Here is a 12,577-nt window from a genome sequence, read left to right on the forward strand (position 1 = left end):
CAACTCGCGCCCGAGTCCTGTGGCGCCGCCTCGGCGATGGCGGGGGAAAATGGGCATTGCCCACCTATTTATCGCGGGGTAAACCCCTCCATACGACTGTGGAGGTGGCGGGTATGACCGCGTTGGACGACTTCCGGCCGGTGGCCGAGGTGACTGCCGACGAACGTGCGCGCGTGGCGATCGGAAAGGCCGGAGCGCACAAAGACGATCGGTACGCGGTGTCGGTGAACGCGGACGGGGCGATTCTGCTCACGCCGCTGGTGAGCATCCCGAAGCGCGAGTTGCTGGTCTGGGAGAACGCCGAATTGCGGGCCTCGCTGTTCCGTGGGCTGGCTGAGGCCGCTGAAGGCGCCGCGCGCCCGTTTTCCTGGGTAACCACGGATGTCGATCAGGACGACGTGTGAGTGCGCCGCCGTTCGAACTGCTTTTCACGACAGAAGCCGAGAAGGTCATTGTTGACCTGCGATCTCAGCAGCAGTTCGCGTCGAAGTTCAAAAAGGTGCGTAAGGCGTTGCGGCTACTGGAGCAGGAAGGACCTCGGCATCCAGGGTCGCATTCGCACGACGACAAATCTGTGCCTGGTCCCGAGGGTGCGACGCTGTGGGAGTCCTACGTCGAGAATAGAACGCCCTCGGCGTGGCGCATATGGTGGATCTACGGGCCGGGGGAAGGCCAACTCACAATCGTGACTATCGGGCCCCACCCCTGAACCCCTGAGCAGATGCCGTGCCTGCTTACTTCCAGATGACGGCGTTGGCCCTCATCTCGCGGCCCGACGACAGGATTTCGAGCCGGAAGATATTGCCGTCGAAGGTCTGGCCGCAAACCTGGTTGCCCTTGACAACGCCGACCTGGTCGCTGCCCTCCTCCAGCACAGCCGCTGCGCACTCGGCCTTGCTGGGTGTCGAGCCGCTCTTCCATACGGCGAGATCAGCTGCTTCTCCGTAGGACTCCAGCGAGTCGTAGAACCCGTTGAGGTACCGGCCTTCGGTATAGGTGGGTGGCACGAGGTCGAGGTTGTAGCCGGTGAAGACCCCCGACCATTCGAGCTTGCCTGCCCACTTCTCCTCTTCGGAGTTCGCGCTGGTGCCCTGCGTGGCTCCGGTGCCCGCGTTCTCCTCCTGCTGATCGGCCTGCACCGTCACTGTGGTGGTCACGGTGTGCTCGGGCTTCGATGCGGAAGCGGAGTCCTCCGGCGCGGTCGAGCGGCCGATGAAGAATCCCGCCCCGGCAAGGGCCGTTATCAGCGCGGCGATCGCCGTGATCCACTTGTGCCCCAGTTCTCCCCAGCCACTCCGCCTCCTGGATTCCTCGGTCTCGTCCATCGCAGCCCCCAACGCCATGATCGAGGTAACAGCCTATGGGAGAAGGGGCAATCGGTGCAGCGGCTGAGCACGGAGTGCCCAGGCTGGACGTGCGGGAGGCCTGCGGCGCCACTACGAGCACCGCAGGCCCCGACGCCGTTCACAGCGAGACGTTGACGCAGGCCAGACGCTCTCCCGCGACTCCTGCCTCGCCCTCGGCTGTGGAGGTGTGCCGTTCGTGGATCACCAGGGAGGCCGGACGGCGTTCGCCGAAGGTCCAGCCGACCTCGGAACGCGCCGAAGCCGCTCCAGCCGCGTCCGTGGTGAAGTCGAGCCAGATCTCGTTCTGAGGATTCGCGTAGGCGGGGTCGGTTGACGGCTGCTCCGGGTCCTGGACGTGCTGGTGATGCGGGCCCGCGTCGGCGCCCGTCGCGCCGCACGGCCTCGCGTGGAGGTGCGCGCCGTACTCCCGGTCTGGCACGAAGCCGCGCACCGCGAGTTCTGTGATCGTGCCCCGGTCTGACGTCGTGACCGCGACACGGGCCAGCGCGCCGACGGGCACGAGACTGGTGTCGTAGGTGACGGCTGTGCTGAGACGGTGATCGGTCTGGAAGACGGTGACCACGGCGGTCATGGCGTTCTCCGACGCGGAGACACCGGGCGCGGTGACGGCGGTGAGAGTGGTGACAGCGGCGGCGGTTGCGGCCAGCACGGCGGCGATTCGGTTGCGCATGACCCGTGCTAACCAGACTCCGCGCCGGGCCGCAACGCGACGTCACACGTCAGGGGTGTCCACTCTCCGATCTCGCCGTACAAGATCGGGATTCCGCCTCGTAGCCTTGTCGGGTGACGACATCTCCCGCACCTGGCGCCCGCGCCGACCGAACGTGGCTCGTGGCCATCGCCGCAGCGCTCTGGGGCACCGACGGGTTGCTCAGGCTTCCTCTCGCCGAGAACCTCCCCGCCGCGACCGTGGTCTTCTGGGAGCACTTGATCATCGCCACGCTGCTGCTGCCGCTGCTGCCGTCGGCGTTGCGTGCGCTCGCCCGCTGCGGGCCGAGGGAGTGGGGCGCCGTGCTCCTCATCGGGGGCGGCGCGTCCGCGCTGGCCACCGCGCTGTTCACCGCGGCGTTCCAGACGGGCGACCCGGTGACACCGCTGGTGCTCCAGAAGCTCCAACCGCTGTTCGCGGTGCTCGCCGCCTTCGTCGTTCTCGGCGAGCGGCTGCGGCTCGGCTACCTGTTCTTCGCCGTCCCTGCGCTGGCCGGGGCATGGCTGCTCGCCTTCGCCGATCCGTTCGACGTCCGGGTGTCGGCCCTGCGCACGGCGTTGCTCGCGCTGGGTGCGGCGGCGCTGTGGGCTGGCGGGACCGTGCTCGGCAGGCTGGTGTCGGCGAAACTGCGCCCGCGCGATGTCACGGCGCTGCGGTTCACCATCGGCCTTCCCGTCGCGGCGGGCATCGTGGCGGCTCAGGGCAGCCCGTTCGCCGTGAGCTGGGACAACGCGACCGGCCTTGTGCTGCTGGCCGTTGTGCCTGGCCTGCTCGCGTTGAGTCTCTACTACGTGGGCATGCAGGCAACGCCTGCGGCGAGAGCGACGCTGGCCGAGCTGGCTTTCCCTGCCACCGCGGCCGTCATCAGCGTCACTGTGCTCGATTCGACGTTGTCGGCGACGCAGTGGTTCGGGCTTGCCGTCGTGGTGTGCTCGGTCACGGCGCTGGGCTGGCACGAGCGGTCGCGGAAGGAGACCGTGGTGGTCACGACGGAAGAGGTGAGGGTCGGCGCGTGAGCGAAACCGGCGAACCGCGTCAGCAGCAGCTCGCACGTAACGTCAACGAGCTGCTCGCCGAGCTGCGCGTCGCACAGGCCGGGGTGCAGATCCTCTTCGGTTTCCTGCTCGCCGTGGCCTTCACGGGGACGTTTCGGGAGGCGAGCGGCTTCGAGAAGAGCATCTACCTTGTCACGGTGCTGTTCACCTCGGCGGCCACCGCATTGCTCACCGCTCCCGCCGCCTGGCACCGGCTGCTGTTCAGGGAGGGGCGGCGCTCCGAGATTCTGAGGGTCGGCAACCGGCTCGTGGTGGCGGGACTGGCCTGCCTCGCCGTTGCCGTCACGCTCACGGTCGCGCTCATCGGCAAGGTGATCTTCGGGGTTGCCGCGATGGCGGCGCTCGCCGTCGCCGTCGGCGGGATCTTCACGGTGCTGTGGTTCGTGGTTCCCCGGCTGCTGAGGACGCGGCCACCGGAGTGAGTGCGGCCAAGCTGGTCCCGGCCGCTCGGCTGCGGACCCATGATTCACGGGTGGGCTCGGCGACCGCCCTCACGCCGCCGACCGGCTCAGCCTGCGCGGCCGGGACCGCCGCCCGGCGCCGCCGGAAGCCGCGGATGCGCGAGACGGCGGCCGTGGCGCCCCGCTTCCCGGACATCCGTGGATGGAGCAGACAGCGCCGAACTCTGCCGAACGCTAAGGGCAGGCCCCCGCCCTGTGCAGTCTTGAATCGCGAAGAAGTTTCGGTTAATGCCCGCCACGTCGGGGGCCGACGAATCACCCGGAAAGCTCACGCCGAAAGGCTGGCTCAGAGAGGAGCGAGCGGCTCACTCCTCGCCCTACTCTCCCGCGTCCCACTCGGGTGCGATCCCGCCGGTGTCCTCTTCGGCGAGATACGGGTGAGGCGTGGTGTCGCCGGATTCGGGCCTCGGCCTGAACCAGTTGGCGAAAGCCAGGTCGGCCGTGAGTTCGAACTCGGGTACCGAATACAGCGCGTCGAGGTCGAGCCCACCGAGTGCGCGCTCGTTGAAGGCGCTGTAGACGCCGTCGATCTCGTCGGGGTCCAGCACCTCGGCGAGGTCGAGCTCCACCTCGGCACGCGATTGCGCGATCCGCAACGCCAACGCTTCGGCAACGGACGATGGGCCGCTCCAACCGGGCCGGGTGAGCCGGTGTCCGAGGATCGACGTCACCACGAGGAACTGCTTCGCGAACAGCGCGCTGTAGCGGTCCGCGTACTGCTGCGGCAGCTCGTCCACCACCCAGAGCGCCTCCACCTCGTCAGCGGTGGCGTCCTCGTCGTCGAGTAGCTGCACGTCGCCGAACAACTCGTCGGTGAGCATCTCGATGCCGTGCATCAGCGCCCCCGCCACATATCTGGCGCTTTCCTCGCCGAGTGCGCCGAAGGCGTCGAGGCCGAAGGCCCGCAGGTAGCCGCCGGCCCGCAGCAGACTCTCCCTTCGCTCGGCGAGTTCGGCCTCGGACACGGCCGCCTCGATGTCGCCGACCTCCTGCGCGTTCAACACGAAGGTGCGGCCCACTTCGCCCGCGTCGGCCAGATCGGCGGGGAGACCGTCGGGAACCTCACCCGGCTCCAGTGACGCGGCGAGAGCGCTGGCGAGCTGATCGTCGGTGGCCGTCACCGCGCAGTGCTTGACCTCCCAGCCCGCGAGCAGGTCGATCTCGTCGATGAGCTGTTCCAGCACCGCGCGGGTGGCGTCCTCGGCGAATACCAGCGCGGGCGCGTCGAGCAGCCAACTCACCACGGCTCCGCCGAGATGCGCCTCGACGGAATGTTCGACCGGCACGATCTCCACACCGTCGGGACCCTCGATGCTCGCGAGGTTGTTCAGCCGGTCGTCGAGCAGGGACACGACACCGACCTGCTGCAACGGGTCCAGATCAGGAGCCTCGGGAGGCGAGGCGAGTTCGGCCGTGAGTTGGTACTCCACGTTGCGCAGTGTGACACGACCGGTGGGTGCTCAGCCCGCCAGTCCGAGGCGGGCGAGTTCCCTGCGGGAGGACACGCCCAACTTCGGATACGCCTTGTACAGGTGGTAGCCGACGGTGCGCGGGCTGAGGAACAGCCGCTCGCCGATGTCCCGGTTGCTCAGCCCGTCCGCCGCGAGCGTGACGATGCGTTGTTCCTGGGGCGTGAGCCGCGCGGCGAGCTCCGGGCCTGCCGCGCCACTCCGCGCGACGCCCTCGCCGCTCGCGCGAAGCTCCGCGCGGGCCCTCTCGGCCCACGGGCGGGCGCCGAGGCTCTCGAAGATCATGCTCGCCGCCCTGAGGTGGGTCCTCGCCTCCGTGGTGCGGCGCTTGCGGCGTAGCCACTCGCCGTAGTTCAGCTCGGTGCGGGCCCTTTCGAAGGGGTGGCGGTCGTCGTGCCGGTGCAGCTCGACGGCACGCGCGAACAGCGCGCCCGCATCGGTGACGCCCTCGTCGGTGTCGTTCGGCGCGCGCTCGGCCAGAAGTGCTTCGTTGCGCAGCGCGACGGCCACGGCCCAGTGCAGGCCCGAGCGGCGTGCCCACTCCGCGTGCGCGGCGACGACGTCGCGTGCGCGGCTCCACTGCTGCCGCCACCACGCCGTGTCCTGGTCCGTGTGCTGCGCGCGTGCCACGGCCTCCGCGAGCTGCGGCGCGAGCCTCAGCATGTCGAACCCGTCGGCGCACGGTATCGCGTGCAGGCGCTGTAACGCCGCGTCGTGGCGCCCGTGCCCCAGATCGAGGAGCGCGAGCGCGTGGCTTTGCTCGGTGAAGGAGGCACGGCCTGCCGCCGTCACAGTTCGCGCGCTCGCCGTGTCGGCCGTGTCCTTCGTGCTGTCGCCGGACGTCAGGCCGCCCCTCATCGCGGCAAGGTGGTCGAGCACGCCGGTCAATTGGGCCGCGGCCCCCGACTGTCCGGACTCCTCCGCGAACCGAAGGCCCTCCTCGGCACTGCCTGCCGCGCGCTCGTGCAGGCCCAGTGCGAGTTCGGCACGCGCGAGCACGGCCAGCGCCGGAGCGAGCACACCTTCCGCCGCCTCGGTGCGGCACTCGCGCACCACCGCGAGGGCCAGATCCCGCGCCGCCGAGTGATCACCGAGGAGAAGGTGCCAGGTGGCGACGGCGAGATGACCACGCAGCTCCAGCGGGCGGTCGTCACACCGCGGGAAGATCGACGTGGACTGCTCGACGAGTTCACGCAGAGCCTCGGCGCTCTGCGCAGGCGAGCCGACGGCAACCCGGACCAGCGTGCGTGCGTGCGGCGCGGCGGGAAGTCCCAGCCGTGTCGCGTCGTCGGCGGCCTGCTTCACCTTGGCGGGTTCGCCACCGAGCCATGCCGAATGCGCCGCCCAGAACAGCAGATGTGAGGCCGAATCTCCGTTCGCGACGCCGCTGTCGTCGTCGCCGCTGTCGTCGCTGGCGACGATGTCGAGAGCAGTGCGCCGCAACACGCCGTAGGACTCGGAGAAGCGGTTCTGGTCGTCGGCGATCATCGCGTGGATCATCGCCGCCCGCACTCGCGCGGCGGTGGTGGCGCAGAACGACTCCGCCTGGCGGATGAGGTCCAAGGCCCTGTCCGGCTGTCCGGCGTCGGCGGCCGCGCGGGAGGCAGCCGACAACCGGCGAGCCCGAGTGCAGAGGGACGGGGTGAGCTGCGCCGCTCTCTCGTAGGCGGTGGCGACAGCGGCGTACCCACCACGGGCGCGCGCCTGTTCGGCACTGCGTTCGAGTTCCGAGGCGACCGTCTCGTCAGGACCTGTCGCGGCTGCGGCGAGGTGCCATGCCCTGCGGTGGGCGTGTTCTGGCTTCGTCAGCACGGCCGCCAGCGCCCTGTGAGCGGCGATGCGTTCCGGCAGCGATGCCGTCGCGTATGCCGCCGCGCGGGCCAGAGGATGGCGGAAACCGATGCAGTTGTGCGTGAACATCAGCAGTTCGGCTTCCTCGGCCGCCGTGAGGTCGCCCACCCCCGCACCGAGCTGTTCCGCGGCGGCCAGCACCGTGCCCGTGTCGCAGGTTCCGTCCGCCGCCGCGATCAGCACCATGGTGCGAGTGCTCTGCGCGAGCGCCGCGATCCGGTCGGCGAACGTCGCCCGGAGCGTGCCCTCCACGGGAAGTCCCGCCCCCGTCGTGACGCCGTTGCGGTGTGCGGCCGAGAGTTCCAGCAGTGCCAGCGGGTTGCCGCGAGCCTCCCCCGCGATCTGCCTCCGCACGTGCGACGGCAGGTCGTTCGCGTGCGCGGCCAGCAGCGCGTCGGAGTCGGGGCCCGAAAGCCTGTCCAACCGCAGTTCGGGAAGGCCCGGTGCGGGCAGCGCGGGGGCGTGGCCGTCCCTGACGGCGAGCAGCATCACCACTCGCAGGGTGTCGAGCCGCCGCGCCGAAAACAGGAGCGCGTCGGCGCTGGGCCGGTCCAGCCAGTGCGCGTCGTCAACAGCCACCAGCAGTGGACGCTCGGCGGACAACGCCGTCAGCAGGGCGAGGACGGCGAGGTTGACGCTGTGCCGGTCAACGGGTCGCACATCCGCGCGCCCGAGGGCGCAACGAAGGATGTCCGCCTGGTCCGGCACAAGATCGTCGAGTCGGGCTTCGAGCCGCCGCAGCAGCAGGTGAAGCCCCGCGAAGGGAAGGGTGGACTCCGGCTCGACGCACGAAGCGCGCAACACCGCCATACCGTCGGCCGAATCGAGCGCGCGCCGGAGCAGGGTCGTCTTTCCGATGCCGGCTTCCCCCTTGATGACGAGAGCGCCTCCCGCGCCGCGTCCGGCATCGGAAAGTGTGTCGGCCACAGCGGCGAGATGCTGGGCCCGACCGAACAACTGCCCTTCCGAAAAGCTCATGAGGACAGTATGGAAGCTCAAGTAATGTCGAGGTCAACTCGTGTACGGGTGCTGCTCGCGCGCGGTCTTGAGCGCGACCGTCCACCACATCAACTGGTCGAGCAGCTGCTTGGCCGCGCTGCTCGCCGAGGCCGCGTCGCTGGGCTGCCCGTCGTCACCGAAGGTGTCCCAGAAGTTGTGGAAGCTGATGCTGTTGCGGATCGTGACGGCGTGGAGTTCGGCGAAGACCTGCCGGAGCTGCTCCACGGCGCGTAGCCCGCCCGCCATGCCGCCGTACGAGACGAACGCGACGGGTTTCGCGGCCCACTCCGGCTTGTAGTGGTCGATCGCGGTCTTCAAACCGGCGGGGAAACTGTGGTTGTACTCGGGGGTCACGACGACGAAGGCGTCGGCGGCGGCGAGCTTCTCGCCGAGCGCCACCACGTCGTCGTTGCTGTCGAGGGAGGTGGGCAGGTCGTAGTCGGCGATGTCGAGGACCTCGACGTCCATGGCGCCGTGCTCACGGGCCTTGTCGGCGAACCACGCCGAGGGCACAGGGCCGAAACGGTCGGTGCGGACGCTGCCGACGATGATCGCGAGGCGCGGACGGACGGTGGTGTTCGCGTGTGTCGTGGTCATGCCGATGACGCTATGAGCGGCAGGGTGCGTGGCACATCTGTCGGATGACTGGCCGTGCGGCATCGTGTGGCGCCCTCCGGCGTCGCGGTGAGGTCCTCACGGGGAGGCACAGCACGGAGAGACACAGCGTGGAAGGGCACGCACGGAGAGGCACAGCGCGATTCACTCTGGTAGTGGTGTCGCGCCAGCCCCGATGTCCATAGCGTGAAGAGCTGGCACGAACACGTCCCGAAAGGGTTGGTGATTGCCATGAGTGGGTGTGGTTGCTGTGGTTCCTGCAGCGGGCCGAACTGCGGCTGCTGCGGGAAGTGCTGATTGACTCCTACGGGAGCTCACCGCGTGCCCCGAGCCGCACAACGAGGTGCCGCCCGGGGCACGTGCCCCCGACCCAACCCCTGACGTCGTGTCCGCACTTCCTGCACGAGTGTTTGCACCTACTGCACGGATGTTTGCACTTGGTACACGGGTGTCTGCATCTCGCGGACGACGGGGGTCGGCGGGACCCTGCCTCCTGTGCTCGCCGAACCGGCCCGGCGCTACACTCCCAGGGCGGGCCGTTAGCTCAATTGGCAGAGCTGTGGACTTTTAATCCATAGGTTCCGGGTTCGAGCCCCGGGCGGCCCACCAGAAGACCAGGTCAGCGGGTTGTCCCAGCGGGGTGGCGACGGCTCACGCTGTACTCACAGGAAACTCCCGGCCTCTTCACCGAGGACGCCCTCAAACGCCGCAGCCGCCGCAAGGGCGGCCTTGCGCCCGACGTGCACGGCGTGGGCAGACAGAGCGGAGCGTGGGTGAGCCGGTCGATGATCAGCCGTCTATCGCGATTCGCGCCGGGCCGTCGCCTCGCTTCGTACCCGGCGGACTGCGCGGCGCAAGCATGGACATGGGCTGCGCAGCCCTCTGCCGTTAGCGGCGTCTGTGCCGTGTTCTCGCTCGGGCATCGTCTTGTGCCGAGGGCGGGAAGGGCCTAGGCCAAAGTGTCAGCGTCCAGCCCTACGGCGCCCGCAGTCGCCACGCTTGTCAGGCACCGGTTCGCACTGCAGGGCACGACTGCCGTCGGAGGGCTACCCGACGTGGTTGGGCAGCCCTCGACTGCTCACTTGGTCCAGACGATGGGGGAGTCGAGATAGTCGTCGCTGTCGCTGAACTCGGCGCCGACAACCTCGATGCCTTCGTGCGAGGCTTGCAGGGCGCAGGACTCGTACGATGCGCCGGCAGTGGTGAAGTCACGGCTCGCGGTTTCGCTTTCGCATTTGCCTTCGACGTCGCCGCTGATGACGACGCCGGTGCCGCGACCGTCGGCAGCGGTGGCGCGCAAGCGCACCGAGCTGTACGAGAGGTCGGTGCCTTCGACGTTCTCCACCTTGAACTTGATGAAGTAGGGCACGAGGCCCTTCGCCCTGTCGCCGAACGCGGCGAGGTCGGCCGAGTCGCCTTGCTCGATCGCGGTGACGGTGATGGCGATGGTGCCGCTCTTCTCGGTGCCGTACGTGAACGGAACGGTGGCGGTCTCGCCCACCTTCAGTTCCGTTCCGGGGGCGGTGGTGTCACCGCTCGCGGCGCTGCCGGACGGCTTCGCTTCGGTGGCCGGTGCCTCCGACGACGTCGGGGCCGCAGAGGTGGAGCTGCTCTCCGGCTTCGCGGTGTCAGTCGATTGCGCGGCGCCGCTTTCGGTGTCGCCACACGCGGTCAGGCCGAGTCCGAGAGCGGCGACCGCGGCCGCCAGGGTGATACGTCGCTTCCGCACAGTTGATCACTTTCTGGTCGCAGGGGGTCGAGATTTCCGTTTCGACTGTTCGGCGACGCCGTTCGGCCTCATGTCCAGCAGAGATGTGATCGAGGTTAAGTCTGCGACAAGCCGTGCGTACGGACTGTGTGCTCAATGTGTACGGAATGTGAGAGCTTACTCTGGAAATTGGGTATTCAGACACGTGACGTGAGAGCGGAGCCCGAATTGTGGCCATGCACCCGGTAGCAGCCGAGGCGATGCATCCGCGGGTGCCAGGAGGCGACTCGTTGCGTGGCGGCAGGCGTTCCCAGCGTGTGGCGGGCGTCTGCCTGCGAGTTGCTCCGCGTGTGTCACCTCGAAGGACACACGGAGCGCTGGATGCCGGGGGCTCCGAACCGCGCCTTCCGACGGTGCCATGAGAAATTTCGACCCTTTCGTCGTGGCGGTGGCCAGCTGCGTCGCGATGCTCGACTCGGCGGGAGCCGACGAGGTGGAGCCGAGCTTCGCCGTGAAGATCCAGCAGGTGATCGGCGAATGTCTACAGAAGATCCCGCGCTCTCAGGAGCCTGAACTACGCAAAATGCTGCTGCGCATAGCGGACGAGGTCTCGGCCGACGAATCGGAAGTCGCGAAGCACTTGAGACAGTGGGCAGCCAATCTCGGCGAGTCGTGAACACTGATGCTTGACGCCGGCAACCAGGCGGCGCGGGTTGGGACACCTTCCCGGAATTCGGCCGGACTCTCATGGTGAGCCGGGTGTGCGCCCGTGGTCGGCAATTGTCAGCGAGGAAACGCAGGAATTCTCTCGCGGACGAATGCGCGCCTCGATCATCGGAAACGTTCGCTGCCGGAAGACTCACGCGCGAACTGACAGCGCGTCGAGGCTGTCACGCCACCCAAGGCGTCGCGACAGCCTCGACGAGCGCTCAGCCGACGTATTCGTGGTCGGTACGCACGCGTCTGTCCGGCGCGAAGGTCAGCACCTCGAGTCCTCTGCCCGCCACGCTGCCGTCCGTTCGCGACCGCATCACCCACGGCAGCGCCACCGCCGATCCCGCATGCCGGGTCACCTCGCCCGACTGCTCGAAAACGTACTCGACCGAAGCGACGAACATTTCGTACGCCCTGGTGACTCGCTTGTACAAGGCGTCGTGCCCGTGAATCTCGACGGCGGGAAACGGCACGCCGTAATGTGCTGCGGTGTTCCGGAAAAGTCCTGGTTCAGCCACGGTCGTCGCCACCCTGCCCATGCTCGGCAACGCGGGGACGTCGCGCCATTCCCTGCGGGGAGTCGCGGAGCCGCCGATTCCCACCCAGGCTTGCCGCCACGAGCTTCCACCCTTCCGACCCCGAACTGCAGCAGCTGACCAACGACTGGATCGCCCAGTGGAACGAGCCGGACGACGAGGAACGCCGACGCCTCGTCCGCCAGGTGTGTGCCGACGACGGATACCAGGTGATGGTCAATTCGCCTGAGGGCATCACTGGGTCTGTCACTGCGCGAACGCAACGCGCTGCTGCTCGCGGCCGGTTACGCCTTCGCCTTCGAACCCAGCCGGCGCCGCCACCGCGGACCTGCTCCGTGTCCGCGCGGAGCGGGCCACACGTTGATCGCGCGGCTCGTGGTCGTCACTGGCAGTTGCGAGCCCGTGATGGTCCACTCAGGACGCGTGCACGGCAGGGGACGGCCAGGCGCCTTGATCGCCGAAGTGCCGTCCCCAGTAGAACGGGTTGAGTTCCGACAGCGTTCGTACGCTCCAACCACGGTCGGAATCGGGGTCGGCCACGCCAACCTGCACGTCCGGACCCCAGAGGGCAAGCCGTTCCTGGCAGATGCCGCAGGGGGAGAGCACCGTGACGGCATCGCTTTCCCACCTGCTGACGAACACGGAAGCCGTGATCGTGGCCCCGAGTGTGTGAGCCTGGCAGATGGCCCCGGTCTCCGCGCACAACGTGGCCGAGGCGTTGAGGTTGTCCAGGCTCACGCTGGTGAGGATGCGGCCGTCGTGCAGGTACACGGCAGCGGCCTCGGTTCGCCCCCGCCGGTCCATCTGCTCGACGGCCGCATCCACCAGCCGTTGATCAAGTTCCATCCGGCGAGTTTATGGCTGGGAGCCGTCCCGTGGCATCGACGTTTCGCCGTGATCGATCACCTGTCGCACGCGTGTCCGGCGCGCTGCGCACGGACACGCGTGCACAGGGTGCGGACACGCGTGCACAGGGTGCGGACACGCGTGCACAGGGTGCGGACACGCGTGCACAGGGTGCGGACACGCGTGCACAGGGTGCGGACACGCGTGCACAGGGTGCGGACACGCGTGCACAGGGTGCGGACACGCG

12 protein-coding genes and 1 tRNA gene are annotated in these 12,577 nt (G+C 68.5%); 5 read left to right on the top strand and 8 right to left on the bottom strand.

The genetic code is table 11. The features are described from left to right. The first annotated feature begins 113 nt into the window (after window positions 1-113). Complete coding sequence (locus SACXIDRAFT_RS11245; protein WP_006238680.1) at window positions 114-404, top strand: hypothetical protein; 291 nt, start codon at window positions 114-116, stop codon at window positions 402-404. A 330-nt stretch (window positions 405-734) separates the two neighbouring features. Here SACXIDRAFT_RS11245 and SACXIDRAFT_RS11250 read toward each other — a convergent pair whose 3' ends face one another. Both SACXIDRAFT_RS11250 and SACXIDRAFT_RS11255 read right to left on the bottom strand, forming a co-directional pair. Continuing rightward, window positions 735-1,343, bottom strand: coding sequence for a hypothetical protein (locus tag SACXIDRAFT_RS11250; RefSeq protein WP_157599660.1), 609 nt, complete (start codon window positions 1,341-1,343; stop codon window positions 735-737). Window positions 1,344-1,464: 121 nt separating this feature from the next. After that, window positions 1,465-2,037 carry a hypothetical protein gene (locus SACXIDRAFT_RS11255; protein WP_006238683.1) on the bottom strand — a complete coding sequence of 191 codons (573 nt, stop codon included), beginning with the start codon at window positions 2,035-2,037 and terminating at the stop codon, window positions 1,465-1,467. 161 nt (window positions 2,038-2,198) lie between these two features. Here SACXIDRAFT_RS11255 and SACXIDRAFT_RS11260 point away from each other — a divergent pair, with 161 nt between their 5' ends. Both SACXIDRAFT_RS11260 and SACXIDRAFT_RS11265 read left to right on the top strand, forming a co-directional pair. Next, window positions 2,199-3,092: a DMT family transporter gene (locus SACXIDRAFT_RS11260; RefSeq protein ID WP_006238684.1), complete on the top strand. Its 894-nt coding sequence runs from the start codon at window positions 2,199-2,201 to the stop codon at window positions 3,090-3,092. Beyond that, the gene (locus SACXIDRAFT_RS11265) at window positions 3,089-3,553 is read left to right on the top strand and encodes a DUF6328 family protein (protein WP_006238685.1); all 465 of its coding nucleotides are present in this window, start codon (window positions 3,089-3,091) and stop codon (window positions 3,551-3,553) included. The genes SACXIDRAFT_RS11260 and SACXIDRAFT_RS11265 overlap by 4 nt, the downstream gene beginning before the upstream one ends. 356 nt (window positions 3,554-3,909) lie before the next feature. Here the strand turns inward: SACXIDRAFT_RS11265 and SACXIDRAFT_RS11270 are convergent, their stop codons facing one another. Genes SACXIDRAFT_RS11270 through SACXIDRAFT_RS11280 form a run of 3 tightly spaced genes read right to left on the bottom strand, consistent with a single transcriptional unit; the run spans window position 3,910 to window position 8,508 of the window. After that, on the bottom strand, window positions 3,910-5,022 hold the full coding sequence (locus tag SACXIDRAFT_RS11270; protein ID WP_006238686.1) for a hypothetical protein: 1,113 nt from the start codon (window positions 5,020-5,022) through the stop codon (window positions 3,910-3,912). Window positions 5,023-5,052: 30 nt separating this feature from the next. Then, window positions 5,053-7,890 carry a helix-turn-helix transcriptional regulator gene (locus SACXIDRAFT_RS11275; protein ID WP_006238687.1) on the bottom strand — a complete coding sequence of 946 codons (2,838 nt, stop codon included), beginning with the start codon at window positions 7,888-7,890 and terminating at the stop codon, window positions 5,053-5,055. A 33-nt stretch (window positions 7,891-7,923) separates the two neighbouring features. Continuing rightward, window positions 7,924-8,508: an NADPH-dependent FMN reductase gene (locus SACXIDRAFT_RS11280; RefSeq protein ID WP_040922137.1), complete on the bottom strand. Its 585-nt coding sequence runs from the start codon at window positions 8,506-8,508 to the stop codon at window positions 7,924-7,926. 551 nt (window positions 8,509-9,059) lie between these two features. On the opposite strand from SACXIDRAFT_RS11280, the gene SACXIDRAFT_RS11285 reads away from it, so the two are divergent. Further along, a tRNA-Lys gene (locus SACXIDRAFT_RS11285) sits at window positions 9,060-9,135 on the top strand. Window positions 9,136-9,604: 469 nt separating this feature from the next. Here the strand turns inward: SACXIDRAFT_RS11285 and SACXIDRAFT_RS11290 are convergent. Beyond that, a complete protein-coding gene (locus SACXIDRAFT_RS11290; RefSeq protein WP_006238689.1) occupies window positions 9,605-10,255 on the bottom strand; it encodes a hypothetical protein in 651 nt (216 codons plus the stop codon). 397 nt (window positions 10,256-10,652) lie between these two features. Here SACXIDRAFT_RS11290 and SACXIDRAFT_RS11295 point away from each other — a divergent pair, with 397 nt between their 5' ends. Beyond that, window positions 10,653-10,910 carry a hypothetical protein gene (locus tag SACXIDRAFT_RS11295; RefSeq protein WP_006238690.1) on the top strand — a complete coding sequence of 86 codons (258 nt, stop codon included), beginning with the start codon at window positions 10,653-10,655 and terminating at the stop codon, window positions 10,908-10,910. A 253-nt stretch (window positions 10,911-11,163) separates the two neighbouring features. Here the strand turns inward: SACXIDRAFT_RS11295 and SACXIDRAFT_RS11300 are convergent, their stop codons facing one another. Next, window positions 11,164-11,550 (bottom strand): hypothetical protein, encoded by a 387-nt coding sequence (locus tag SACXIDRAFT_RS11300; protein WP_006238691.1) that lies wholly within the window; start codon window positions 11,548-11,550, stop codon window positions 11,164-11,166. 348 nt (window positions 11,551-11,898) lie between these two features. After that, entirely contained in the window at window positions 11,899-12,330 is a 432-nt protein-coding gene (locus tag SACXIDRAFT_RS11305; protein WP_006238692.1) for a cytidine deaminase, read from the bottom strand. Window positions 12,331-12,577: the final 247 nt, after the last annotated feature.

This window comes from Saccharomonospora xinjiangensis XJ-54 (assembly GCF_000258175.1).
GTDB lineage: Bacteria > Actinomycetota > Actinomycetes > Mycobacteriales > Pseudonocardiaceae > Saccharomonospora > Saccharomonospora xinjiangensis.